Consider the following 24,725-nt stretch of genomic DNA (forward strand, 5'->3'; position numbering starts at 1 on the left):
GCCCCTGGCTGTAACGTGGCGCCCCTTTGCAACGTCTACCTGACGAGGCCTTTATGACCAGCCGCCTGAAACCCGATGACCAAGAGCGTGTCGAAGAGTACCTGCGACTTTCCCAGCACAGAGTCGAGCGCAAGCCTTTCCGGCCGTGGCTGCTCCTCTGCGTGGTGCTGGTCGTGGTAATCGGGCTCGGTGCGCTGAGCCGCCTATTGAGTTACCTGACGCTATGAGTCGCCTGACGCTCGCGAGGGTAACTGCTCCGATTTCTTTTAGCCTTGCGAGATATCCCCATGACCCATCGTATTATTATCGTCGGCGGCGGTGCCGGCGGCCTGGAGTTGGCTACCCGCCTGGGTAAGACTCTGGGCAAGCGTGGCAAGGCCAGCATCACGCTGGTCGACACCAACCTGACCCACATCTGGAAGCCGTTACTGCACGAAGTCGCGGCCGGCTCACTAAACTCATCTGAAGACGAACTCAACTATGTTGCCCAGGCGAAATGGAACCACTTCGAGTTCCAGCTAGGGCGCATGAGCGGGCTTGACCGTGAGCAGAAGAAAATCCAGCTGGCCGCCACCCTCGACGAAGAAGGCCGCGAACTGGTGCCTGCCCGCGTGCTGGGCTATGACAGCCTGGTGATTGCCGTAGGCAGCACTACCAACGACTTCGGCACTGAGGGCGCAGCGCAACATTGCCTGTTCCTCGATACCCGCAAGCAGGCCGAGCGCTTCCATCAGCAACTGCTCAACCACTACCTGCGCGCCCATGCCGGGCAGACCGACGCCGTTGAACAGATCAGCGTCGCCATCGTGGGCGCCGGTGCCACCGGGGTCGAGCTGGCCGCCGAGCTGCATAACGCCGCCCATGAACTGGCCGCCTATGGCCTGGATCGTATCAAGCCGGAAAACATGCACATCACTCTGATCGAAGCCGGCCCGCGGGTATTGCCTGCACTGCCGGAGCGGATCGGTGGGCCAGTGCACAAGACCCTGGAAAAACTAGGGGTGACGGTACTGACCAACTCGGCGGTCAGTGAAGTAACTGCCGATGCCTTGATCACCAGCGCCGGCCAGGTGATTCCGGCCAGCCTCAAGGTCTGGGCGGCCGGTATCCGCGCACCCGGTTTCCTCAAGGACATCGACGGTCTGGAAACCAACCGCATCAACCAGCTGCAAGTCCTGCAAACTCTGCAAACCACCCGCGACGAAAATATCTTCGCCTTTGGTGATTGCGCCGCGTGCCCGCAACCGGGCACCGACCGCAATGTGCCGCCACGGGCCCAAGCGGCTCACCAACAGGCGTCGTTGCTGGCCAAATCGCTCAAGCTGAGGATTGAAGGCAAGGAGCTGCCGACCTACACGTACACCGACTACGGCTCGCTGATCTCGCTGTCGCGCTTTTCCGCGGTGGGTAACCTGATGGGCAATTTGACGGGCAGTGTGATGCTGGAAGGCTGGCTGGCGCGGATGTTCTACGTGTCGCTGTACCGCATGCACCAGATGGCGCTGTATGGGTTCTTCCGCACGGCGATGCTGATGCTGGGCAGCAAGATCGGCCGCGGCACCGAGCCACGCCTTAAATTGCATTAACAACCTGGTCTCGAAGGAGGCCTGGCAAATGTGGGAGCGGGCTTGCTCGCGAATGCGCTGTGTCAGTCAGTACATCTGTGACTGAACCACCGCATTCGCGAGCAAGTCGAATCTTCGCACCGCCGCTCCCACTTTATTTTGCGGTGAATTCAGAATTTGCGAGCACAAAAAAAATCCCCGTATCTTTCGATACGAGGATTTTTAATATGGTCGGGGTAGGGGGATTCGAACTCCCGACATCCTGCTCCCAAAGCAGGCGCGCTACCGGACTGCGCTATACCCCGGTAATAAAAAGGCGACCTTTCAGTCGCCTTCTTCGATCAGCGCTTTTGGCCTCTGATCTTAAGATTCGATTCCAGCGTTAACTGGTCTCAAAAATGGTGGGTCGTGTGGGATTCGAACCTACGACCAATTGGTTAAAAGCCAACTGCTCTACCAACTGAGCTAACGACCCAAATATGGTCGGGGTAGGGGGATTCGAACTCCCGACATCCTGCTCCCAAAGCAGGCGCGCTACCGGACTGCGCTATACCCCGGTTTGAAATTGGCTCCGTGACCAGGACTCGAACCTGGGACCCAATGATTAACAGTCATTTGCTCTACCGACTGAGCTATCACGGAACTACATATTTCAAAGTTACTGCTGTGTTGCCTCCTCTTCGACCCTGTCCGTATCGCTACGTTAGCGTCTCTGAGGCGCGCTATTCTACAATCTTAAAAACCCCTGTCAACCCTTTAAATTGCTTTTAAGACAATGATTTGCGCTTCTTTCTGATTTCTTCTTGGGGAGAAGAAACCCGTGGGCTGACGTTGCTGCGGGGCGCACTTTACAAGCCTTTGCCTTACAGTTCAACGCCCTATCGAAAAAAAAGGCCCCGCAATGCGGGGCCTTCTATGGTTGCGCCAAGCGCAGGGCTTAATGGAAGACGATTTCGTCGTCTTTCACCGTCGCCGTGACGCGGGTGCCAGGCATAAAGCTGCCCGACAGAATCAGCTGCGCCAGTGGGTTCTCGATCCAGCGCTGGATCGCACGTTTGAGTGGCCGTGCGCCATACACCGGGTCGTAACCGACCGCGATCAGCTTGTCCAACGCTTCGCCGCTCAGCTCAAGGTCCAGCTCGCGCTCAGCCAAGCGGCTACGCAGGCGGCCCAACTGAATCTCGGTGATGCCCGCGATCTGATCCCGCGCCAGAGGCTCGAAGATCACCACTTCATCGACCCGGTTGATGAATTCCGGACGGAAGTGCGTGGTCAACGCGTCCATCACCGCCGCACGCTGAGCTTCACGATCACCCACCAATTCCTGGATCTGTGCCGACCCCAGGTTGGAAGTCATCACGATCACCGTATTGCGGAAGTCCACCGTACGCCCGTGGCTGTCCGTCAAGCGACCATCCTCCAGCACCTGCAGCAAGATGTTGAACACATCCGGGTGCGCCTTCTCGACCTCATCCAGCAGGATCACCGAGTAAGGCTTGCGCCGCACGGCTTCGGTCAGATAACCGCCCTCTTCATAGCCTACATAGCCTGGCGGTGCACCGATAAGGCGAGCCACCGAGTGTTTCTCCATGAATTCGGACATATCGATCCGCACCATCGCCTCTTCAGTATCAAAGAGGAACTCGGCCAGGGCCTTGCACAACTCGGTCTTACCCACACCGGTCGGGCCGAGGAACATGAACGAGCCGCTTGGACGGTTCGGGTCGGACAAACCTGCCCGGGAACGCCGTACCGCGTTGGACACCGCCACCACGGCCTCTTCCTGGCCGATGACGCGCTGATGCAACAGGCTTTCCATCTTAAGCAACTTGTCGCGCTCGCCTTCGAGCATCTTAGACACGGGAATACCGGTCCACTTGGAGACTACTTCGGCAATTTCTTCCTCGGTCACCTTGCTGCGCAGCAACTGGTTCTCAGGCTTGCCGTGCTGATCGACCATCTGCAGGCTGCGCTCCAGGTCCGGGATCACCCCGTACTGCAACTCGGCCATGCGGTTCAGGTCGCCTTTACGGCGCGCCGCTTCCAGTTCCTGACGGGACTGCTCGATCTTTTGCTGGATCTGCGCCGAACCCTGTACTTCGGCTTTTTCCGAGGTCCAGATTTCTTCGAGGTCCGAATACTCGCGTTCCAGGCGAACAATTTCTTCCTGGAGTTTTTCCAGGCGCTTCTTGGCCGCTTCGTCTTCTTCTTTCTTCAACGCCTGGGATTCGACTTTCAGTTGAATCAGGCGCCGATCCAGGCGATCCAGCACTTCCGGCTTGGAATCGATCTCCATACGGATGCGGCTGGCCGCTTCGTCGATCAGGTCGATAGCCTTGTCCGGCAACTGGCGATCGGTGATATAGCGGTGGCTCAATTTGGCCGCCGCAATAATCGCACCGTCGGTGATCGCCACCTTATGGTGGACCTCATAGCGCTCTTTCAGACCACGCAGGATCGCGATGGTGTCTTCTTCGCTGGGTTCTTCCACCAGTACTTTCTGGAAGCGACGCTCAAGGGCTGCGTCCTTTTCGATGTACTGACGGTATTCGTTGAGCGTAGTAGCACCGACGCAGTGCAACTCACCCCGCGCCAAGGCGGGCTTGAGCATGTTGCCGGCGTCCATGGAGCCTTCGCCCTTACCGGCGCCGACCATGGTGTGCAATTCGTCGATAAACAGAATGATCTGCCCTTCCTGCTTCGACAATTCGTTAAGCAAGGATTTGAGGCGCTCTTCGAACTCCCCCCGGAACTTGGCACCGGCAATCAGCGAGCCCATATCCAGAGACAGCAGGCGCTTGCCTTTGAGGCCGTCTGGCACTTCACCATTAATGATGCGCTGGGCCAGGCCCTCGGCAATCGCGGTTTTACCCACGCCAGGTTCACCGATCAACACCGGGTTGTTCTTGGTGCGACGTTGCAACACCTGGATGGTGCGACGAATCTCGTCGTCACGGCCGATCACCGGGTCCAGCTTGCCTTCTTCGGCACGCTTGGTCAGGTCGACGGTGTATTTGTCCAGGGCCTGGCGCGACTCCTCATGGTTAGGGTCGTTCACCGCCTCGCCGCCACGCAGGTTGTTGATGGCGTTTTCCAGGGCTTTCTTGCTCACGCCCTGGCCCAGCAACAATTTGCCGAGCTTGCTGTTGTCGTCCATGGCAGCGAGCAGCACCAGTTCGCTGGAGATGAACTGGTCACCTTTCTGCTGAGCCAGGCGGTCGGCCTGGTTGAGCAGGCGCGCCAGATCCTGGGACATATTCACGTCACCGGTGGGATTCTGGATTTTCGGCAGTTGGTCGAGCTCTTTGCTCAACTCCTTGCGCAGACTGTTAACGTCAAAGCCCACCTGCATCAGCAAGGGTTTGATAGAACCACCTTGCTGTTCCAGGAGTGCCTGCATCAAGTGCGCAGGCTCAATGGCCGGGTGGTCGAGGCCCACCGCCAAGGATTGAGAGTCGGACAAGGCCAACTGTAATTTGCTGGTTAAACGATCAATACGCATTAGTCACCTTCCTTTTGAGCAGGCCGGAGCTATGAACAAACACATCCTGAATGAAGAAACCTGCCAGATACCCTTATAGATGGGGTGGATTCTGGGCGTTTCAAGCGGCGGACGGTTGATACAGATCAGGACAGTCTAGCGTTCAAGCCAGATAAGGGAGGCGAATCGGCCCGTACGCGGGCTGCGGCGATAAGAAAAGAAACGCGGGTCGGTCACAGTGCACAAACCGCCACCATACACAGCGGAAACACCGCGCACTCCCAGACGCAGACGCGCCAGCTGGTAGATGTCGGCCATGAACTTGCCAGCGTTGTGGCTGGGAACAAAGGCTTCAGCGGTGGCCGGCAGTTGCTGCATGAACACTTCACGCACTTCCGGGCCGACCTCGAAGGCTTGCGGGCCAATGGCAGGGCCGAGCCAGACCAGAACGTCTTCAGGGGCGGTATCCAGGCTTTCGAACGCGGCCTCCAGTATCCCAGCCGCCAAGCCACGCCAACCGGCATGGGCTGCGGCAACCCGGGTGCCCGCCCGATTACAGAACAGCGCAGGCAGGCAATCGGCGGTCATGGATGTGCAGGCGATGCCAGCGGTGCTGGTCCAACTGCCGTCTGCCTCGACAGTACGGCCCGGATCGGCCTCAACCACCTGAGTGCCATGGACTTGACGCAACCAGGCAGGCTGGATATCGAAGGCGTCACTCAGGCGACGACGATTTTCAAGGACGGCCTCAAGGCTGTCCTCGACATGATCGCCCAGGTTGAGGCTGTCGAACGGCGCCAGGCTGACGCCGCCCGCACGGGTGGTGACGCAGGCTTTTACCCGAGCCGGCGCGGGCCAGTCAGGTATCAGCCAGTCATTCATCCGACAAACGCCTCGCGATCCTGCTTGAGCAGCGAAAGCAGCCAGACCAGATCGTCTGGCAGTGGCGATTCCCAGCTCATGCGCTTACCGCTCGTCGGATGATCCAGTTCCAGGAAGCGTGCATGCAGTGCCTGGCGCGGGAACGTCTTGAGCGACTCAACCATGGTCTGGCTGGCCGCCGGCGGAATACGGAAGCGGCCACCGTAGGCTGGGTCGCCGACCAACGGGAAGTTGATGTGCGCCATGTGCACGCGAATCTGGTGGGTACGCCCGGTTTCCAGCTTGACCCGCACATGGGTGTGGGAGCGGAAACGCTCCAGCACACGGTAGTGGCTGACGGCCTGCTTGCCGCCCTCCATCACCGCCATACGCTGGCGCTGCTGGCCGTGACGACCAATGGGCGCGTTGATCTTGCCACCGGCCACAACGACGCCGATCACAATGCACTCATAGATGCGGCTGACGCTACGGCTCTGCAATTGCGTAACCAGTTGCGTCTGCGCCTGAATGGTCTTGGCTACCACCATAAGGCCGGTGGTGTCCTTGTCCAGACGGTGCACGATGCCGCAGCGCGGCACATTGATGATGTCCGGCACGTGGTGCAACAGGGCATTGAGCAAGGTGCCATCAGCGTGCCCGGCGGCCGGGTGAACCACCAGGCCCGCGGGTTTGTTGATGACCAGGATGTCGTCGTCTTCATAGACGATATCCAGCTCGATGTCCTGGGCAACCCATTCTCCCTGGGCTTCCTGCTCGGCAGTCAGCTCAAGAATCGCACCGCCATGGACTATGTCTCGCGGGCGGATAACCGCTCCATCCACAGTCAGGCGGCCGTCTTTGATCCAGGCGGAAAGGCGCGAGCGCGAGTGCTCAGCGAATAATTGTGCGGCGACTTGATCGAGGCGTTGGCCGCCCAATTCGGACGGCACCTCTGCGCGAAGTTCAATTTTATCGGACATGCTCAGACTAGGCGTGGCGTAGCCTTTGGTTTCGGCTGCGCGCTTGTGGTTAAATACGGCGTCTTTTGCCCCGAGGCTTTCAACGGGGCGCTCATCATAACAGGACGGCCCCGCCCAAGACAGCGGCCGTCATAGGGACGCAAGCCGCCATGCAAGTGAAACACCTGCTGCTGATCGCCATCCTCGCCATGACTGCTGCTTGCTCGTCAACAAAGGACGTCGTCGACGAAAACCTGAGCGAAGTCGAGCTGTACCAGCAAGCTCAGACAGACTTGGACAATAATAGCTTCACCAGTGCCACAGCGAAGCTGAAGGCATTGGAGTCGCGTTACCCGTTCGGCCGCTATGCCGACCAGGCCCAGCTTGAGCTGATCTACGCCAACTACAAGAACGCCGAGCCGGAAGCTGCCAAGTCCGCTGCCGAGCGTTTCATCCGCCTGCACCCGCAGCATCCGAACGTGGACTACGCCTACTACATGAAGGGCCTGACCTCGTTCGACCAGGATGTTGGCCTGCTGGCGCGCTTCCTGCCGCTGGACATGACCAAGCGCGACCCGGGTGCTGCCCGCGACTCCTATAACGAGTTCGCCCAGCTGACCAGCCGCTACCCCAACAGCCGCTATGCGCCGGACGCCAAGCAGCGCATGATCTACCTGCGCAACCTGCTGGCTTCGTACGAGATCCACGTGGCCCACTACTACCTGACGCGTCAGGCTTATGTGGCCGCAGCCAACCGTGGCCGCTACGTGGTGGAAAACTTCCAGGAAACCCCGTCCGTGGGTGACGGCCTGGCCGTGATGACCGAGGCTTACCAGCGTCTGCACCTGGACACCCTGGCGACTACCAGCCTGGAAACCCTGAAGCTCAACTACCCTGACCACCCTAGCCTGAAAGACGGCCAGTTCGTGCCTCAGGTTGACGAAGCGGACAACCGTTCGTGGCTGAGCAAGTACACCCTGGGCCTGATCGAGTCCCGTCCACCGCTGCCGCCAGGTGAAACCCGCGCCAACCAGGACGTGATCAAGCAGTACCAGGACGCCAAGGACGCCATTCCTTCGGAGCTCAAGCCGCACGACGAGAACGGCGATGTGATCGAAGAAGAAGAGCCGCAAGCCCTGGGCGACAACCAGGACCGTTCGTGGTTCAGCTACATGACCTTCGGTGTGTTCGACTGATTGTTCGACGCAACGCAAAAGGGAGCTCTGAAGGAGCTCCCTTTTTTATGAGCGAGTATTTATTGCGCTGTGCGCCCATGACTACCTTGGCTAAACTGGCGCATTCCTTGTCGAGAAACTGCCCATCATGCTTCGTCTACTGTTCTGGATTGCCGTCATTGCTGCCGCGGTATGGTTCTGGCGCAAATTCAAAAACCCTGCCTCCCGTCAGCAACGGCCTGCCGAGCCGGATGCAGCCCTGATGGTGCGCTGCGCTCACTGTGGCGTGCACCTGCCGCAGGACCGCGCACTGAGTTCACGTCAGGAATGGTACTGCACCCAAGCGCACCTGGAACAAGGGCCAAAGTCTATCCAGCGTTGAGGCGACCTGCGGGGGCGTAAGGCACTGGATCGATGATCGGAGCCCGCGCCAGCAGCAAGTCGGTGAACAACTGGCAAGATGCTGGTGCGAGTACCAGACCATTGCGGTAATGCCCACAATTGAGCCACAGCCCCCTGAAGCCAGGGACCTCACCGATAAACGGTATACCTTCGGGTGAGCCAGGCCGCAAACCGGCCCAATGCCCGACCACCTCGGCGTCCGCCAAGGCGGGAATCAGTTCCTGCGCAGATGCCTTGAGGCTTTCAAGCGCGGTGTCGGTCGGCGTCTTGTCGAATCCTTCATGCTCCAACGTGCTGCCGATCAGGATGTGCCCATCCCGCCGCGGGATCGCATAACGCCCCTTGGCCAGGACCATGCTGGATAAAAAATCGGACGCGCATTTGTACAGGATCATCTGGCCTTTAACCGGCTCCACGGGTAGCCCCAAGCCCAGCGTACCCAGCAATTGCCCGCTCCAGGCGCCGGCCGCGAGCACCACGTGATCCCCCAAAACGTGGCCCGTAGCGGTATTCACACCCACCACCCTGCCGCCGCCGAGTACAAAGCCCGACACATCGCATTGCTCGCGAATCGTCACGTTCGGCAACGCCAGCAGCGCCGCCTTCAATGATTTGACCAGGCGCGGGTTGCGAATATTGGCCACGTTGGCCATGTAGATCGCCTGGGAGTAGCCGCCCCCCAGCACCGGCACCGCGTCATGGGCCGCCGATACATCCACCTTGCTCAACGGTCGCCCTTCACGGACAGCCCAGGCCAGTGCTTGCGCTTCGTCATCCAGGTCGAGCCAATACAAACCCGTGGTATGTACCTCTGGATCGACGCCGGTAGCAGCAAATAGCCGTTGCGCCAGTTGCGGGTAAAAATCCTGGGACCAATGGGCCAAGGCAGTGACCGCCTGGCTATAGCGCCACGGGTACAACGGCGAGACAATCCCACCGCCCGCCCAGGAAGCCTCTTGCCCAAGCCCACCGCGCTCCAGCAGCGTGACCGTCTGGCCCTCACTGGCGAGGTTGTACGCCGTCAACAGACCGATTACTCCGCCGCCGACAATCACCACTTGCTGTTGCTTAGCCATCATTTGATCCAGCCGATAAACAGGGAAAGGCGCGCCCGGCGCCCACGCTTCAAGTACGCTCATCCTTGCCCCCAGCAGACCTTGGGCGACATTTCAGGCCCTGCTCCCGGGTTGCCGCGCATACCGGTGCTGGTCAAGCTGAATGCTGCGCACGCGTCGTTCGCCATGACCGAGTCCGCAGCGGGTGTGGCGAGCAGGTCAAAATCCTGAGGGTTGAGGACGGCACTGATTCTATAATGATCATTGCCCGCGCTGACGTCGCCTGCATCAATAAAAGTGCCATTCCTCGTATAAGAACGCTCCAGGTGCTGGGCCTGTTCGCTCAACAACGCGACGATCTGCGCCCGATACATCTTCTTCACCTGGCTGAGGTACCCGGGATACGCAATCCCGGCCAGCAACGCGATGATCGCCACGACGATCAGTAACTCAATCAGGGTAAAACCCTGGCTCTCCTTGCCCATCCGATTGCTCCTTATTGAAGTTGCCGCCATAAGACCCGTCGAAACCTGACGCGGCCGCCCTCCTCTACACGGGCATAGACCGTCTCCAGCACCGTGCGAGATTGCCCCGCGAGACCGACCGAAGTGACCCGAAAAAGCGTGGCCAGGGAATGGGGCGGCAAATGAGCCAGCCCTTCACCCTCCCCGAGGGATTGAATGCCATAAAACCCATTTTTCAAGGCAAGCCAGGTGACCGCCGAGACAGGGTTCGTCCCGGCCGCCGTCAAGGAAGACGCTTCAGCAGGCGGCGCACAGCGGATGATCGAGTGGCAGACAGGCATCGCCTGGCCAACCTTTTGCACGGCCGACTCCCCCAACCTCAGGCCGCTTTCGGCAGATTGAAACGATTGATTGCGATGCCACAGGCTGCTCGCGACTTTTTGCTGGGAGACCGCAGCCTGTATTGATGACACTCCCACCTGCGACAGCACCAACAGGAACACCAGACTGATCAGCAGCACCATGCCGGTCTGCCCTGCTCGAATGCCACCATGCATGGTCATTGCCCCTACCCCAGCCGATTTCGCAGTGCCGCAACGACACTATAGGTCTGGTCCTTCACCCGCCCAGCGGGATCTTGAAGGGTCATGAGAATGCGCACGCTGCGTATCAGCGACTCATCGGCCGGATGGCTGTCATAGCGCACCACAACTGTCGATACCGAGGTGGCCGCCATGCCGAAGCTGACGTCGAATGCCCGCACGTTATCCATCAATACCGCCTTGGCCGGTGCTGCCGGGGTACTGATCTTCAACTGACCCGATTCGTAGGTGTAGGTAAGTTGGCGTATGCCAAAGCGAAGTTGGCCGGGTTCGGCTCCGGGTGGTGTGCCTGCATAAGCCCTGGCCGCCTCCTTGCAGTCGGACAACACTGTCCAGTCAGTCTTGCTGACGCCATCGCCGACATTCGCGGTCACCAGCGTCAGTGACTTCGCACTCCCCGCCGCCTCCCAGCTTATCGGCCGATCAAAGGCTGCCGGAGCATTGTCGATAGCGGCCACGGCCAAACACCCCAGCATGCCTGCCTGGCGAATATCCTGGGTGATCTTGCTCAGCACAAACCGCGCATCATCCTGCAGCAGCATGGCGGCCTGCTGGCTGGCATGGGTCAACCGCGAACTGATCAGTATCTGGCTCGCACCAAGTATCAAAACCAACCCGATGGCAAGCGCCAGCAACACTTCCACCAGACTGAAACCTCGCCCAAGACGCTTCATTACCTCTCTCCCTGTTCAGTGCCGATGCGGCTGGTCAGCGTGAAGGTTTCCCGCGCACCTGGACGGTTTGCTGCCCGGGCATCTGCCCAACTGATGCTGATGGTGACCTCTTGCCCGTTCACCACCACTGAACCTTTGGCATCCTCACCGGCAAAACCCGTGATATTGGCCTCGAAATCGTGCAGGTCGAGATCACGCACGCTGGCGGTGGCAGTGTTGGGCGGCGCCAGCTCCGCCCTGCCCCATGTGTAATCGGCGCCAGCATTGGTGCGAATGCGGTCGAGCATGTCATAGGCAATGAAACTGGCTTGGCTGGTCATCCTGGCGCTATTGGTGTACTTGAGCGCGTTGAGTTGCAGCACCGCAGCGCCCATCAGGCCGATCGCCAAAATCAACAGCGCTACCAGCACCTCGATCAGTGTCATGCCGGATTGGCGCGAGTGCGCAACGCGCAGGAATCGGTTCTGGCAGGCTGGCATTTCCGTCGTCATCCATGTCGAAGGCCGGTGAAAAAAAGCAGGCAAAACCTGCTGTGCGACCCAAGACTAGCGTCGGTTTTCGAGCGGCGCTGCTCCCGGAACAAAGGGAAATACTTTGGACATAAAGGCCATCATCCAGCGCCAAGGACCAAGCGCTATACCTAGAAAACCCACTCGCGCCCATGGAGGGAACGCACATGAAACAACAAGGATTCACCCTGATTGAGATGTTGCTGGGGCTGATCGTCACCAGTTTTCTCGCGCAACTGGCCGTACCCGGTTTCAAGGGTTTGCTTGAATCGCAGCAACGACAAAGCGCGGCCCAAGCACTCGCCTCCGGGCTGCGCTACGCACGCACCGAGGCCATCGCGCGCAACCGGGCGGTGGTCATTCATGCGAAGGACGAGGACTGGAGCCTGGGATGGCGCGTGATACTGGATGTGAGTGGGCGCGGCCACCTGGATGACGACAATCCGGTATTGCTGGAGCGCGAGAGCAATGGGCGCGTGCCGGTCGCCGGTAATGGCCCGGTTACGAGCCAGGTGCGCTTCAGCGGCCTGGGGGAGCCAGTGTTCGCCGGCGGGGGATTTCGTGCCGGCACCGTGCATGTGTGTGACAAGGACCATGCACAGAGCGTGTATCAGATCGTGCTGGCCCCCAGCGGGCGCGTCAGCCTGCGCAGTGACAAGACCGAACAGGCATTATGCCGAGGCTATTCCAGCACCCTGGCCGTCAGAGCAGCGAGCGGACCCGCAGTTCCTTGGGCATCGAGAACGTGATGTTTTCTTCACGACCCGCCAGCTCATCGGCGCCGGTAGCACCCCAGGCTTGCAACTGTTGGATCACACCGCGCACCAGCACTTCCGGAGCGGAGGCACCCGCCGTGATGCCGATACGCTCAACACCATCGAACCAGCTGCGCTGCATGTCTTCGGCACCGTCGATCAGGTACGCCGGCGTGGCCATGCGTTCGGCCAGCTCACGCAAGCGGTTGGAGTTGGAACTGTTAGGGCTGCCGACCACCAGCACTACATCACACTCATTCGCCAGTTGCTTGACCGCATCCTGGCGGTTTTGCGTGGCGTAGCAGATGTCATCCTTGCGTGGGCCGCCAATGGCAGGGAATCGCGTGCGCAGGGCATCGATGACGCGGCTGGTATCGTCCATGGACAAGGTGGTCTGGGTAACGAAAGCCAGGCGGTCGGGATTGTGCACCTGCAAGTTGGCGACGTCTTTTTCGTCTTCAACCAGGTAGATAGCGCCGCCGTTGCTGGCGTCGTACTGGCCCATGGTGCCTTCGACTTCCGGGTGACCGGCATGGCCGATCAGGATGCATTCGCGACCGTCGCGGCTATAGCGCGCCACTTCGATGTGCACCTTGGTCACCAGCGGGCAGGTGGCATCGAATACTTTTAGGCCACGGCCGGCCGCTTCGGTACGTACGGCCTGGGACACGCCATGGGCACTGAAGATGACGATAACGTCGTCGGGTACCTGGTCGAGTTCTTCGACAAAGATCGCACCGCGTGCGCGCAGGTCTTCGACCACGAACTTGTTATGCACGACTTCGTGGCGCACATAAATCGGCGGCCCGAAGACTTCCAGGGCGCGGTTGACGATTTCGATCGCCCGGTCCACGCCAGCGCAGAAGCCACGGGGGTTGGCGAGTTTGATTTGCATGCTGTGCCTCGTGCCTTGCAGGCCAAGAAATTGGATCAACTCAGCTCTATAGAATAAGCGTCTGTGTGAGCGGGCTTGCCCGCGATGCAAACGTCTCGATGTATCAGGTACAACGAGGTGATGCTATCGCAGGCAAGCCAGCTCCCACACAAGCCAGCCCCACAGGAACCGGTTTCGTCAGTTAGAGCGCTTTAACGTCGATGATTTCAACATCAAACGTCAAGGTTTTACCGGCCAACGGATGGTTGAAGTCGATGGTCACTTGCGCATCATCGAAGGCTTTAACCACACCGGGCAATTCGGTATTTGCCGCATCATTGAAGATCACCAGCAAGCCTTCCGACAGGTCCATACCCTCGAACTGCGAACGCGGGATGATCTGCACGTTTTGCGGGTTGGGTTGGCCGAAGGCGTTTTCCGGCAGGATCTGCAGGTTGCGCTTGTCGCCCGCCTTGAACCCGAACAATGCCGCTTCAAAACCAGGCAGCAGGTTACCGTCGCCAACCTTGAAGGTCGCCGGGGCTTTGTCGAAGGTGCTGTCTACCGTGTCGCCATTCTCCAGGCGCAATGCGAAATGCAAAGTGACTTCCGTGTTCTGGCCGATGCGTTGCTCAGCCAATACCTGATCAGTCATTAACGGTTTCTCCGGTTTTCTTGCTCTTGAACATATCCAGCGCCAGCATGATTGCACCAACGGTGATGGCGCTGTCGGCAAAGTTGAACGCCGGGAAGTAGTGGCGGTTCTGCCAGTGCACCAGGATGAAGTCGATCACATGGCCCAGGGCGATGCGGTCATACAGGTTACCCAGCGCGCCGCCCAACACCAGGGCCAGCGCGATAGCCAGCCAGGTGTCGTCGCGACCCAGGCGCTTTAGCCACACCACCAGCACGGCACTGACCACCACGGCGATCACCGCGAACAGCCAGCGCTGCCAGCCACCGCCGTCAGCGAGGAAGCTGAAGGCGGCGCCAGTGTTGTAGGCCAGGGTCCAACTGAAGTAATCCGGGATCACCACAATCTGCTGGAACATTTCCAGGGAGCCCTCGAAGTGAGCCTTGCTGACCTGGTCAATGACCAGCACCAGCAGGCTCAGTACGAGCCAGCCCAGACGTCCGAAACGACTGGCTGCATTAGGCATAGTGGCGAACCTCGCCTTCACCGCTGATGTTATCGACACAACGACCGCAGATTTCCGGGTGCTCAGGGTTCACACCGACATCTTCACGGCAGTGCCAGCAACGGGCGCATTTAGGGAAGGCCGATTTCACCACCTTGAGCTTCAGGCCCGGCACCTCGGTGACCACGGCATCTGCCGGAGCCTGGGCGAAAGGTGCCAGGCTCGCGGTGGAGGTGATCAGTACGAAGCGCAGTTCGTTGCTCAGCTTGGCCAGGTCGGCAGTCAGGCCATCCTCGGCAAACAGGGTGACTTCGGCTTGCAGGTTGCCACCCACGGCCTTGGCCGCACGCTGGACTTCCAGTTCCTTGTTCACCGCAACCTTGACGGCCATGACGCCTGCCCAGTACTCGCGGCCCAGTTCGAAGTCGGCCGGCAGTTCGGTCAAGCCTTCGTACCAGGTGTTGAGCATGACGGACTCGTTACGCTCGCCCGGCAGGTATTCCCACAGCTCGTCGGCGGTGAACGCCAGGATCGGTGCGATCCAGCGCACCAGCGCTTCGCTGATGTGGTACAGCGCGGTCTGCGCCGAACGGCGAGCCTTGCTGTTGGCGCCGGTGGTGTACTGGCGGTCCTTGATGATGTCGAGGTAGAAACCGCCCAGCTCCTGCACGCAGAAGTTGTGGACCTTGGAGTAGACATTCCAGAAGCGGTATTCGCCGTAGTGCTCTTGCAGCTCACGCTGCAGCAACAGGGTACGGTCCACAGCCCAACGGTCCAGCGCGAGCATGTCTTCGGCCGGCAGCAGGTCGGTGGCCGGGTTGAAACCGGTCAGATTCGACAGCATGAAGCGCGCGGTATTGCGGATACGACGGTAGGCGTCGGCGCTGCGTTGCAGGATCTGCTCCGAAACAGCCATCTCACCCGAATAGTCAGTCGAGGCCACCCACAGACGCATGATGTCGGCGCCCAGGGTGTCATTGACCTTTTGCGGCGCAATCACGTTGCCCAGGGATTTGGACATCTTGCGGCCGTTCTCGTCGACGGTGAAACCGTGGGTCAGCAGTTCGCGGTACGGTGCGTGGTCGTCGATGGCGCAACCGGTCAGCAGCGACGAGTGGAACCAGCCACGGTGTTGGTCCGAACCTTCCAGGTACAGGTCGGCACGCGGGCCGGTCTCGTGGCCCATCGGGTGCGAGCCACGCAGCACGTGCCAGTGGGTGGTGCCCGAATCGAACCACACGTCGAGGGTGTCGCTGATCTTGTCGTACAGCGGCGCTTCATCGCCCAACAGCTCGGCGGCGTCCAGCTTGAACCAGGCTTCGATACCTTCCTGCTCGACACGCTGGGCCACAAGCTCCATCAGTTCGACGGTGCGAGGGTGCAGCTCGCCGCTTTCCTTGTTCAGGAAGAACGGAATCGGCACGCCCCAGTTACGTTGGCGGGAGATGCACCAGTCCGGACGATTGGCGATCATCGAATGCAGGCGCGCCTGGCCCCAGGCCGGAACGAACGTGGTGTCTTCGATGGCCTTGATCGCGCGGTTACGCAGGGTATCGCCGCTGGTCGGCTCTTTGTCCATACCGATAAACCACTGCGCAGTGGCGCGGTAGATCAGCGGGGTCTTGTGGCGCCAGCAGTGCATGTAGCTGTGCTTGATGGTTTCGGTGTGCAACAGCGCACCGACTTCCGAGAGCTTGTCGATGATCGGCTGGTTGGCCTTGAAGATGAACTGGCCGCCGAAGAACTCCAGGGACGGCGCGTACACGCCATTGCTTTGCACTGGATTCAGAATGTCGTCGTTGACCATGCCATAGGCTTTGCAGGTCACGAAGTCGTCTACGCCATAGGCGGGCGCAGAGTGAACGATGCCAGTGCCGGCGCCCAGCTCCACGTAGTCAGCCAGGTACACCGGCGACAGACGGTCATAGAACGGGTGACGGAAGTTGATCAGCTCCAGCGCGGAACCCGTGGTGGTGGCGATCACCGAACCTTGCAGCTCGTAACGCGCCAGGCACGACTCGACCATTTCCTCGGCCAGCACCAGCAGGCGATCACCAACGTCCACCAGGGCGTAGGTGAATTCCGGGTGCACGTTCAGCGCCTGGTTGGCCGGGATGGTCCATGGGGTGGTAGTCCAGATCACGATGGCGGCCGGCTTGGCCAGGCTTGCCAGGCCGAAAGCCTCGGCTAGCTTGGCGTCGTCGGCGATCGGGAAGGCCACGTCGATGGTCGAGGACTTCTTGTCTTCGTACTCCACTTCCGCTTCGGCCAGGGCCGAACCGCAGTCGAAGCACCAGTTCACGGGCTTGAGGCCCTTGAACACGAAACCGCCTTTGACGATTTCGGCCAAGGCGCGGATTTCACCGGCCTCGTTCTTGAAATTCATGGTCTTGTAGGGGTTGTCCCACTCGCCCAGCACACCCAGGCGGATGAATTCAGACTTCTGCCCTTCGATCTGCTCGGCGGCGTAGGCACGGCACAGTTCGCGGGTCTTGTCCGCGCCCAGGTTCTTGCCGTAAGTCACTTCGACTTTGTGCTCGATCGGCAGGCCGTGGCAGTCCCAGCCCGGGACATACGGCGCGTCGAAGCCCGACAGGGTCTTGGAGCGCAGGATCATGTCCTTGAGAATCTTGTTCAGCGCGTGACCGATGTGAATCGTGCCGTTGGCATAAGGAGGGCCGTCGTGCAGGACGAATTTCGGACGATCCTTGCCAATTTCGCGCAACTTTCCGTACAGGCCAATACTGTCCCAGCGCTGCAGGATCTGCGGTTCGCGCTGTGGCAGGCCGGCCTTCATTGGGAAGGCGGTGTCCGGAAGGTTTAGCGTGGCTTTATAGTCGGTCATTTAAGGCTCTTCGGTTAGCGATGGGCGCTAGGTGCGGCTAGTGCACGGGCGGCGGCGACATCCGCATTGATCGCCGTTTTCAACGCCTCCAGGGAGGCGAAACGCTGCTCTTCACGCAGCTTCTGGTGGAAAACCACCGTCAAACGCCGGTCGTATAAATCACCGGCAAAATCCAAAAGGTGAACTTCCAGGTGGGCCTTGCCATCACCTGCAACCGTGGGTCTGACGCCTATATTGGCGACTCCCGGCCACGATTGGCCATCGATGTCGACACTTACCAGGTAAACCCCGGTCAGCGGCACACGACGGCGCTTGAGTTGCACGTTGGCGGTTGGCGTGCCCAATTGGCGCGCCAGCTTCTGGCCGTGCAATACCCGTCCGGCAATGCGGAACGGGCGACCGAGCAAACGCTCGGCCAGGTCGAAGTCGGCGGCGGCCAGGGCGTTACGCACCTGGGTGCTGCTCACGCGCAGGCCGTCCAGTTCGACGGTTTGCGCGGCTTCGACAGTGAAACCCTGATTGACACCGGCATGTTGCAGGAAATCGAAATCCCCGACCCGGTCACAACCGAAATGGAAGTCGTCGCCGACCTCCAGATGTTGCACCCCCAGCCCATCGACCAGGATGCGGTCGACGAACTCGGCGGCGCTGAGGCTGCGCAAACGCTGGTTGAAAGCCAGACAGAGGACACGGTCCACGCCCTCCTCCGCCAACAGCTGCAACTTGTCCCGCAAGCGCGCCAAGCGTGCCGGCGCCGTTTCCGGGGTAAAGAACTCCCGCGGTTGTGGCTCAAAAATCACCACGCAGCTGGGCACGCCCAACTCGACCGCACGCTCGCGCAGCCGAGCCAGGATAGCCTGGTGGCCACGGTGAACACCGTCAAAGTTGCCAATAGTGGCGACGCAGCCCCGATGCTCGGGGCGCAGGTTGTGGAGACCTCGAACCAGCTGCATAACGCGCTTCTTGCTCATAAAGTGGTCGATTATAACCACACCCAGCCCCGGACGACAGGCAACAGCGCAGGCCAAATGGGTCGAATCGATAAAACAACTGTTTTATCGCGGCAAACTCGCTATCCCAGCGACTTGCGATTGAAATCGCGCAGGCGGAAGCCCTGCAACAGCAACATCCCGAAGTACACCACCACGCCCGCCACTACCAACGCGCCCAGGCGCATGAAGCGCTCCAGCATATTGCCCTGGCCCCAGGCCGGCATGATGTGCATCAGGCCAAACAGCACTACCGACATCGCCGCTACCGCCACCAGCAGCTTGAGCGCAAACACACCCCAGCCTGGCTGCGGCTGGTACATCTGTTTTTTGCGCAATTGGTAAAACAGCAGGCCTGCGTTTATGCATGCCCCCGCGCTGATCGCCAAGGCCAGGCCGGCATGGGCCAGCGGGCCGATAAACACCAGGTTGAGCAGTTGCGTGACAACCAGGGTGAAAATCGCGATTTTCACCGGCGTGCGGATGTTTTGCTGGGCATAGAAGCCGGGCGCCAGCACCTTGATCACGATAATGCCGAGCAGGCCGACAGAGTAGGCGACCAACGCATGCTGGGTCATCAACGCGTCATGGGCGTCGAACTGCCCGTATTGAAACAGCGAGACCGTCAGCGGCTCGGCGAGGATGCCCAGGGCCAGGGCGCACGGCAACACCAGCAGAAAGCACAGGCGCAGGCCCCAATCGAGTATGCGTGAGTATTCCTGGCGATCCTTGCTGGCGTAGGTGCGCGCCAGGGTCGGCAGCAGGATGGTGCCCAACGCCACGCCCAGCACACCGGATGGCAATTCCATCAGGCGGTCGGCGTAGTACATCCACGACACCGAGCCGGATACCAGCAACGAGGCGAACGCGGTGTTGATGATCAGGGAAATCTGACTGACCGACACCCCGAGGATCGCCGGCAGCATGTTGCGCATCACGCGCCAGACGCCGGAATCCTTGAGGTTCAAGCGCGGCAGTACAAGCATGCCGATTTTCTTCAGGTGTGGCAGCTGGTACAGCAACTGTGCCAGGCCGCCGGCCAGGACCGCCCAGCCCAGCGCCATGACGGGCGGATCGAAATACGGGGTAAGGAACAGCGCAAAAATAATCATGCTGACGTTCAGCAAGGTCGGCACAAAGGCCGGTACCGAGAAACGATTCCAGGTATTGAGGATCGCCCCGGCGAGCGAAGACAGGGAAATCAGCAATATATAAGGAAAGGTGACCCGCAACAGATCAGTGGTCAGCGCGAACTTTTCCGGCGTATTGGCAAAACCGGGCGCCGTGGCCCAGATCACCCAGGGCGCGGCGAGCATCCCGACGGTGGTTACCAGCATCAGCACCAGCGTCAGCAAACCCGAGACGTAGGCGATGAACGTACGAGTCGCCTCCTCGCCATGCTGGGTCTTGTATTCGGCCAGAATCGGCACGAACGCCTGGGAAAACGCGCCTTCGGCAAAGATCCGCCGCAACAGGTTGGGCAGCTTAAAGGCAATAAAGAACGCATCCGTGGCCATGCTGGCGCCAAAGATGCGGGCCAGCAGGGTGTCACGCACGAACCCCAATACCCGGGAAATCATCGTGATAGAGCTGACGGCAGCCAACGATTTGAGCAGATTCATTGAAAGAGTTTGCGCCTATAGATAAAGAGCAGGCGAACTACGCGCCCACTTATGCGATACTGCGCGCCTGCAACAGCACAGAGCCAAAGCTCGCGAGTTTACAGGTCAAGCGCCGGAAATAAATCACCCGCCTCTTCAGATCGACCACTCAGCAGTTCGCATCAGCCGCCCTTGACAACCCGTCAAGTCATCGGCATGATTCGCGGCCTATTTTGTTTGCTATTTCCTAAAAAGTCTTTCGAGGAGCTCGACGGTGGCCAACACACCTTCCGCCAAAAAACGTGCAAAACAGGCTGAGAAGCGTCGCAGCCACAACGCCAGCCTGCGTTCCATGGTTCGCACCTACATCAAGAATGTAGTCAAAGCCATCGACACCAAAGACGCTGAAAAAGCTCAAGCAGCTTACGTTCTGGCTGTGCCTGTTATCGACCGTATGGCCGATAAAGGCATCATCCACAAGAACAAGGCCGCTCGCCATAAGAGCCGCCTGAATGGCCACATCAAGGCTCTGAGCGTTCCTGCTGCAGCCTAAGTGGTAACAACTGCAACGCAGCTCAGGCTGTGTAACAGTTAAGAAATGCCCCGTACCGAAAGGTCCGGGGCATTTTTGTTTGTGCCTGAAACTGTAGGAGCGAGCTTGCTCGCGAAGATCGTTAACGATGACGCGGGAAGCCTGGCGCCCGGCGGGGTTCTCAGGTTTTTCGCGAGCAAGCTCGCTCCTACAGAAAGTTGATCGGGAATATTCTCAAGGCAAAAAAAACGCCCCGAACCAGTCGGGGCGTTTTTGCTACCACCTGATCAAAACATCAATCAATGGTGATGACCGCCTTCACCGTGGACGTGGCCGTGAGCCACTTCTTCCTGGGAAGCGTCGCGGATGGCCACGATCTTCACTTGGAAGTTCAGGCGCTGGCCAGCCAGAGGGTGGTTGCCGTCAACGGTAACGTCGTCGCCGTCCAGGTCGCGGATGGTGACGATCTGCATTTGGCCGTCCGGCGCGGAAGCGTGGAACTGCATGCCCACTTCCAGCTCATCAACACCTTCGAACATGCTGCGGCTCAAGGTGCTGACCAGTTCGGCGGAGTATTCGCCGTAGGCATCTTCAGGTTCTACGGCGACAGTCAGTTCGTCACCGACGCTCTTGCCTTCCAGAGCCTTTTCCAGGCCCGGGATGATGTTGCCTGCGCCTTGCAGGTAAACCAGCGGCGCGCCGCCGGCGGAGCTGTCGATGACCTCACCAGCGTCGTTGGTCAGGGTATAGTCGATGGAGACAGCCTTGTTAGCGGCGATCGTCATGGGGCGAGACCTTTTGCATAAGAATGAAGAACGGACAAGTCTAAACAAGGATTTGCCCGAAAGCGAACGGAACCCGGACGGACGGGGCCGATCAACGGTCACGATCACAGGTTTTCATCAGGACGACGATGGGCACTGGGTGGCCGAGCTGTCCTGCGGCCACACCCAGCACCTGCGCCACCAGCCGCCCTGGCAGTCGCGCGCCTGGGTGCTCGACCCCGCGCAACGCCTTGAAAAAATAGGCCAGGCCTTTGCGTGCGGCTGGTGTGCGCAAGGGCACGAATAACGATAACCTTGGCGCCTGATTCGCGGTAGGCACTCACCCATAGAGCGCCACCCAAGCCATGCACCTCCAGAGAATTCGCATGCAGACTTTTTTTATCGCGCCCACCGATTTTGGTGTGGGTCTGACCTCCATCAGCCTTGGGCTGGTGCGCACCCTGGAACGGGCCGGCCTGAAAGTCGGCTTTTTCAAACCCATTGCCCAGCCACACCCTGGCGATACCGGGCCGGAACGCTCTACCGAGCTGGTGGCGCGCACCCACGGCCTGAAACCGCCGCAGCCCCTGGGCCTGGCTCACGTAGAGCGCATGCTCGGCGACGGCCAGCTCGATGAGTTGCTCGAAGAGATCATCACCCTTTACCAGCAGGCAGCCGTAGGCAAAGACGTGCTGATCGTCGAAGGGATGGTGCCAACCCGCAGCGCCAGCTACGCGGCACGGGTCAACCTGCACCTGGCCAAGAGCCTGGACGCGGAAGTGATCCTGGTCTCGGCGCCGGAAAATGAAGTGCTCACCGAGCTTTCCGGCCGTGTGGAATTGCAGGCCCAACTGTTTGGCGGCCCCAAAGACCCGAAAGTGCTGGGCGTAATCCTCAACAAGGTACGCACCGACGAAAGCATGGAAGCCTTCTCGGCGCGCCTCAAAGAGCATTCGCCGCTGTTGCGCAGCGGTGATTTCCGGCTGCTCGGCTGCATCCCCTACCAACCCGAGCTGAATGCCCCGCGCACCCGCGACGTGGCCGACCTGATGGGCGCGCAGATCCTCAACGCCGGTGACTACGAAAGCCGGCGCATGACCAAGATCATCATTTGCGCGCGCACCATGCGTAACACTGTCGAGCTGCTCAAACCCGGCGTGTTGGTGGTGACCCCGGGAGATCGCGATGACATCATCCTCGCCGTCAGCCTGGCCGCCATCAATGGCGTGCCGCTGGCCGGGCTGCTGCTGACCAGCGACACCCTGCCCGACCCGCGCATCATGGATCTATGCCGAGGCGCCTTCCAGGCCGGGTTGCCGGTGTTGTCGGTGAGCACCGGCTCCTATGACACTGCCAACCAGCTCAATAGCCTCAACAAGGAAATCCCTATCGATGACCGCGAGCGTGCGGAAATCATCACCGATTTCGTCGCCAGCCACCTCGATGCGCGCTGGCTGCACCAGCGCTGCGGCACGCCAAGGGAGATGCGCCTGTCGCCGGCAGTGTTCCGTTACCAGTTGATCCAACGCGCCCAGGCCGCCAACAAACGCATCGTGTTACCCGAAGGCAGCGAGCCACTGACCGTACAGGCCGCCGCAATCTGCCAGGCCCGGGGCATTGCCCGGTGCGTGCTGTTGGCCAAGCCTGCGGATGTGGAGGCAGTCGCCCGCGCCCAGGGTATCGACCTGCCCGAAGGCCTGGAGATTCTCGACCCCGACCTGATTCGCCAACGCTACGTGGAGCCAATGGTCGCCTTGCGCAAGAGCAAAAGCCTCAACGCGCCCATGGCCGAGCAACAACTGGAAGACACCGTGGTGATCGCCACCATGATGCTCGCCCTCGACGAAGTGGATGGCCTGGTCTCCGGCGTGATTCACTCCACCGCCAACACCATTCGCCCCGCGCTGCAACTGATCAAGACCGCGCCGGGCTGCACCCTGGTGTCGTCGGTGTTCTTCATGCTGTTCCCCGAGCAGGTGCTGGTGTACGGCGACTGCGTGATGAACCCGCACCCAAGCGCTGCGGAACTGGCGGAAATCGCCCTGCAAAGCGCCGACTCGGCAGCCGCGTTCGGCATCACGCCACGGGTAGCGATGATCAGCTATTCCAGCGGTGACTCGGCCAGCGGCGAGGAGGTGGAAAAAGTCCGCGAAGCTACCCTGCTCGCCCACGAACAACAAAGTTCGTTGCTGATCGACGGCCCGTTGCAATACGACGCCGCCGCCAACGAAAACGTCGCCCGACAACTGGCGCCCAACAGCCAGGTGGCGGGCAAGGCCACCGTCTTTGTATTCCCGGACCTGAACACCGGCAACACCACCCACAAAGCCGTACAACGCAGCGCCGATTGCGTGAGCCTGGGGCCGATGCTTCAGGGCCTGCGCAAACCGGTCAATGACCTGCCACGTGGCGCCCAGGTGGACGACATCGTGTACACCATCGCCCTGACGGCGATCCAAGCCGCCAACCGACCCATGGATATCTAAATGCTGGATTTTCTACCTGCCGCCGTGCGCGGGGTGATCGCTTCGCTGTTGCTGGCGCTGAACACGATACTGCTGTGTTCGTTCCTGTTTATCGTCGCGCTGTTCAAGGCGCTGCCATTCGCCAAGCGTTTGAGCGAATGGCTGATGAACCACACCCACGAAGCCTGGGTTACCAACAACAAGGGCTGGATGAACCTGGTGCGGCGCACACGCTGGCACCTGACTGGCCTCGAGGGCCTGGACTACCAGCACTCGTACCTGGTGACCAGCAACCATCAGAGCTGGGTCGACATCATGGTGTTGCAGTACGTGCTCAATCGGCGCATTCGCCCGCTGAAGTTCTTCCTCAAGCAAGAGCTGATCTGGGTACCGGTGATTGGCCTGGCGTGGTGGGCGCTGGGCTTTCCCTTCATGAAGCGCTACAGCAAGGCTTATTTGGAGAAGCACCCGGAGAAGAAAGGCAAAGACCTGGAAACCACACGCAAGACCTGTGCGAAGTTTCGCGACAACCCCGTGGGGATTTTCAACTTTGCCGAAGGCACACGTTTTACGCCGGGCAAGCATGCGCAGCAACAGTCACCGTTTCGCTACTTGCTTAAACCCAAGGCGGGCGGCATTGCGTTTGTGCTGGATGCCATGGGCGAGCAGCTCAAATCACTGGTCAATGTGACCATCCACTACCCCGGCGGGCGCCCAGGTTATTGGGATTTGCTGTGCGGCAATGTGAAGGACGTGGTGGTGCACTTTGAAGAGGTGCAGATCCCGGCCGAGTTCATCGGCAAGAATTATGAGCAGGATGAGGAATATCGGCTGGCGTTCCAGGGCTGGATCAACCAGTTGTGGCAAGACAAGGATGCATTGCTGGAGCAGCTTCACAAAGACTTTCCGGCCAGCCGCTGATCACATGTGGAAGCAAGCCAGCTCCCACATTGACCGAGTCCACATTTGAGAATATGTAAAAAGCCCGCCACCGATCACTCGGTGGCGGGCTTT

24 protein-coding genes and 4 tRNA genes are annotated in these 24,725 nt (G+C 60.0%); 9 read left to right on the forward strand and 19 right to left on the reverse strand.

Translation table 11 applies throughout. The features are described 5' to 3' along the window. The first annotated feature begins 53 nt into the window (after positions 1–53). Both JJD66_RS04235 and JJD66_RS04240 read left to right on the forward strand, forming a co-directional pair. On the forward strand, positions 54–227 hold the full coding sequence (locus JJD66_RS04235) for a DUF3094 family protein (protein WP_034126248.1): 174 nt from the start codon (positions 54–56) through the stop codon (positions 225–227). Positions 228–287: 60 nt separating this feature from the next. Next, a complete protein-coding gene (locus JJD66_RS04240; RefSeq protein WP_105225692.1) occupies positions 288–1,586 on the forward strand; it encodes an NAD(P)/FAD-dependent oxidoreductase in 1,299 nt (432 codons plus the stop codon). A 207-nt stretch (positions 1,587–1,793) separates the two neighbouring features. On the opposite strand, the gene JJD66_RS04245 is transcribed toward JJD66_RS04240, so the two are convergent. The 7 genes from JJD66_RS04245 to rluD all read right to left on the reverse strand — a co-directional run bounded on the left by JJD66_RS04245 (position 1,794) and on the right by rluD (position 6,887). Beyond that, positions 1,794–1,870 (reverse strand) — tRNA-Pro (locus JJD66_RS04245). Positions 1,871–1,964: 94 nt separating this feature from the next. Next, positions 1,965–2,040 (reverse strand) — tRNA-Lys (locus JJD66_RS04250). Positions 2,041–2,045: 5 nt separating this feature from the next. Continuing rightward, positions 2,046–2,122, reverse strand: a tRNA-Pro gene (locus tag JJD66_RS04255). Positions 2,123–2,131: 9 nt separating this feature from the next. Next, positions 2,132–2,207: transfer RNA gene (locus JJD66_RS04260), tRNA-Asn, on the reverse strand. Between the two features lie 295 nt (positions 2,208–2,502). Continuing rightward, positions 2,503–5,067, reverse strand: coding sequence for an ATP-dependent chaperone ClpB (gene clpB / locus JJD66_RS04265; protein WP_003188426.1), 2,565 nt, complete (start codon positions 5,065–5,067; stop codon positions 2,503–2,505). A 135-nt stretch (positions 5,068–5,202) separates the two neighbouring features. Next, a complete protein-coding gene (gene pgeF / locus JJD66_RS04270) occupies positions 5,203–5,928 on the reverse strand; it encodes a peptidoglycan editing factor PgeF (RefSeq protein ID WP_198715309.1) in 726 nt (241 codons plus the stop codon). Then, on the reverse strand, positions 5,925–6,887 hold the full coding sequence (gene rluD, locus JJD66_RS04275; protein WP_003188422.1) for a 23S rRNA pseudouridine(1911/1915/1917) synthase RluD: 963 nt from the start codon (positions 6,885–6,887) through the stop codon (positions 5,925–5,927). The genes pgeF and rluD overlap by 4 nt, the downstream gene beginning before the upstream one ends. A gap of 149 nt (positions 6,888–7,036) precedes the next feature. Here rluD and JJD66_RS04280 point away from each other — a divergent pair, with 149 nt between their 5' ends. Together JJD66_RS04280 and JJD66_RS04285 are read left to right on the forward strand one after the other, a co-directional pair. Beyond that, entirely contained in the window at positions 7,037–8,062 is a 1,026-nt protein-coding gene (locus tag JJD66_RS04280; RefSeq protein WP_034128050.1) for an outer membrane protein assembly factor BamD, read from the forward strand. A 127-nt stretch (positions 8,063–8,189) separates the two neighbouring features. After that, positions 8,190–8,423, forward strand: coding sequence for a PP0621 family protein (locus JJD66_RS04285; protein WP_034128051.1), 234 nt, complete (start codon positions 8,190–8,192; stop codon positions 8,421–8,423). Here JJD66_RS04285 and thiO read toward each other — a convergent pair. The 5 genes from thiO to pilV are packed head-to-tail and all read right to left on the reverse strand — an operon-like array spanning position 8,410 to position 11,717. Beyond that, positions 8,410–9,519 carry a glycine oxidase ThiO gene (gene thiO, locus JJD66_RS04290; RefSeq protein WP_200647635.1) on the reverse strand — a complete coding sequence of 370 codons (1,110 nt, stop codon included), beginning with the start codon at positions 9,517–9,519 and terminating at the stop codon, positions 8,410–8,412. The two genes, JJD66_RS04285 and thiO, sit on opposite strands and share 14 nt — an antisense overlap. A 59-nt stretch (positions 9,520–9,578) precedes the next feature. Beyond that, positions 9,579–9,983 carry a type IV pilin protein gene (locus JJD66_RS04295; RefSeq protein WP_198715306.1) on the reverse strand — a complete coding sequence of 135 codons (405 nt, stop codon included), beginning with the start codon at positions 9,981–9,983 and terminating at the stop codon, positions 9,579–9,581. 11 nt (positions 9,984–9,994) lie between these two features. Further along, on the reverse strand, positions 9,995–10,525 hold the full coding sequence (locus JJD66_RS04300) for a pilus assembly PilX family protein (protein ID WP_200647636.1): 531 nt from the start codon (positions 10,523–10,525) through the stop codon (positions 9,995–9,997). A gap of 5 nt (positions 10,526–10,530) precedes the next feature. Next, complete coding sequence (locus JJD66_RS04305) at positions 10,531–11,238, reverse strand: PilW family protein (RefSeq protein ID WP_200647637.1); 708 nt, start codon at positions 11,236–11,238, stop codon at positions 10,531–10,533. Next, positions 11,238–11,717 (reverse strand): type IV pilus modification protein PilV, encoded by a 480-nt coding sequence (gene pilV, locus JJD66_RS04310; RefSeq protein ID WP_200647638.1) that lies wholly within the window; start codon positions 11,715–11,717, stop codon positions 11,238–11,240. The genes JJD66_RS04305 and pilV overlap by 1 nt, the downstream gene beginning before the upstream one ends. Positions 11,718–11,914: 197 nt before the next feature. On the opposite strand from pilV, the gene JJD66_RS04315 reads away from it, so the two are divergent. Next, a complete protein-coding gene (locus JJD66_RS04315) occupies positions 11,915–12,496 on the forward strand; it encodes a GspH/FimT family pseudopilin (RefSeq protein ID WP_198715303.1) in 582 nt (193 codons plus the stop codon). Here JJD66_RS04315 and ispH read toward each other — a convergent pair. The 6 genes from ispH to murJ all read right to left on the reverse strand — a co-directional run bounded on the left by ispH (position 12,450) and on the right by murJ (position 19,971). Next, the gene (gene ispH / locus JJD66_RS04320) at positions 12,450–13,397 is read right to left on the reverse strand and encodes a 4-hydroxy-3-methylbut-2-enyl diphosphate reductase (RefSeq protein WP_032893637.1); all 948 of its coding nucleotides are present in this window, start codon (positions 13,395–13,397) and stop codon (positions 12,450–12,452) included. The genes JJD66_RS04315 and ispH overlap by 47 nt on opposite strands. Positions 13,398–13,578: 181 nt before the next feature. Continuing rightward, entirely contained in the window at positions 13,579–14,016 is a 438-nt protein-coding gene (locus JJD66_RS04325; RefSeq protein ID WP_169855857.1) for an FKBP-type peptidyl-prolyl cis-trans isomerase, read from the reverse strand. Between the two features lie 7 nt (positions 14,017–14,023). Continuing rightward, complete coding sequence (gene lspA / locus JJD66_RS04330; protein WP_003188406.1) at positions 14,024–14,536, reverse strand: signal peptidase II; 513 nt, start codon at positions 14,534–14,536, stop codon at positions 14,024–14,026. Next, on the reverse strand, positions 14,529–17,360 hold the full coding sequence (ileS, locus tag JJD66_RS04335; RefSeq protein WP_105225685.1) for an isoleucine--tRNA ligase: 2,832 nt from the start codon (positions 17,358–17,360) through the stop codon (positions 14,529–14,531). Before ileS ends, lspA begins: the two co-directional genes overlap by 8 nt. A 14-nt stretch (positions 17,361–17,374) precedes the next feature. Next, a complete protein-coding gene (ribF, locus tag JJD66_RS04340) occupies positions 17,375–18,313 on the reverse strand; it encodes a bifunctional riboflavin kinase/FAD synthetase (protein WP_003188404.1) in 939 nt (312 codons plus the stop codon). 119 nt (positions 18,314–18,432) lie between these two features. Then, positions 18,433–19,971 (reverse strand): murein biosynthesis integral membrane protein MurJ, encoded by a 1,539-nt coding sequence (gene murJ / locus JJD66_RS04345; RefSeq protein ID WP_200647639.1) that lies wholly within the window; start codon positions 19,969–19,971, stop codon positions 18,433–18,435. Between the two features lie 253 nt (positions 19,972–20,224). On the opposite strand from murJ, the gene rpsT reads away from it, so the two are divergent. Continuing rightward, entirely contained in the window at positions 20,225–20,503 is a 279-nt protein-coding gene (rpsT, locus tag JJD66_RS04350; protein WP_003188401.1) for a 30S ribosomal protein S20, read from the forward strand. Between the two features lie 278 nt (positions 20,504–20,781). Here rpsT and JJD66_RS04355 read toward each other — a convergent pair whose 3' ends face one another. After that, on the reverse strand, positions 20,782–21,267 hold the full coding sequence (locus tag JJD66_RS04355; protein ID WP_027606858.1) for an FKBP-type peptidyl-prolyl cis-trans isomerase: 486 nt from the start codon (positions 21,265–21,267) through the stop codon (positions 20,782–20,784). Between JJD66_RS04355 and JJD66_RS04360 the strand changes: the two genes are divergently transcribed. The 3 genes from JJD66_RS04360 to JJD66_RS04370 all read left to right on the forward strand — a co-directional run bounded on the left by JJD66_RS04360 (position 21,266) and on the right by JJD66_RS04370 (position 24,632). Then, positions 21,266–21,553 (forward strand): DUF3565 domain-containing protein, encoded by a 288-nt coding sequence (locus JJD66_RS04360; protein WP_102666761.1) that lies wholly within the window; start codon positions 21,266–21,268, stop codon positions 21,551–21,553. The two genes, JJD66_RS04355 and JJD66_RS04360, sit on opposite strands and share 2 nt — an antisense overlap. A gap of 79 nt (positions 21,554–21,632) precedes the next feature. Next, positions 21,633–23,732 carry a phosphate acetyltransferase gene (gene pta / locus JJD66_RS04365; protein ID WP_003188396.1) on the forward strand — a complete coding sequence of 700 codons (2,100 nt, stop codon included), beginning with the start codon at positions 21,633–21,635 and terminating at the stop codon, positions 23,730–23,732. Continuing rightward, the gene (locus JJD66_RS04370) at positions 23,733–24,632 is read left to right on the forward strand and encodes an acyltransferase (RefSeq protein ID WP_198715300.1); all 900 of its coding nucleotides are present in this window, start codon (positions 23,733–23,735) and stop codon (positions 24,630–24,632) included. Positions 24,633–24,725: the final 93 nt, after the last annotated feature.

This window comes from Pseudomonas sp. MF6751 (assembly GCF_016613265.1).
Classification (GTDB): domain Bacteria; phylum Pseudomonadota; class Gammaproteobacteria; order Pseudomonadales; family Pseudomonadaceae; genus Aquipseudomonas; species Aquipseudomonas fluorescens_BV.